The organism is Bartonella sp. MU70NMGDW, from assembly GCF_042194085.1.
Lineage (GTDB): Bacteria > Pseudomonadota > Alphaproteobacteria > Rhizobiales > Rhizobiaceae > Bartonella > Bartonella grahamii.
Genome location: NZ_JBHIMK010000532.1, coordinates 470 through 745, shown reverse-complemented (window position 1 = coordinate 745; position 276 = coordinate 470). Strand labels below are relative to the sequence as shown.

General features: G+C 27.9%; 1 protein-coding gene. It reads left to right on the top strand.

The annotated features are described in order from the left end of the window. Positions 1-20 precede the first annotated feature (20 nt). The gene (locus tag ACFIKE_RS12005; protein ID WP_375650187.1) at positions 21-140 is read left to right on the top strand and encodes a hypothetical protein; all 120 of its coding nucleotides are present in this window, start codon (positions 21-23) and stop codon (positions 138-140) included. The last annotated feature ends 136 nt before the right edge of the window (positions 141-276 follow it).

Genomic DNA, 276 nt, shown 5'->3' with positions numbered 1-276 from the left:
TCGGTAGCCTTTACAATGATATCGAAGCTACTATTTATGCTTTATTTATTATAATCTTAGCTGGTGCTGAATCTGCAATTGGTTTAAGTTTATTAGTATCTTATTATAGATTAAGAGGGAAAGTTTCTAATATCTTATAATGTCTTGATTAATTTATTTTAACGAAGAACCTATTTCTATTCATTTAGGTACTTGAATCTCCGTTGGTGATATTGTTATTAATTATGGTTTATTACTTGATTCTTTATCTATGGTAGTTATGGTTCCAGTTGGTAT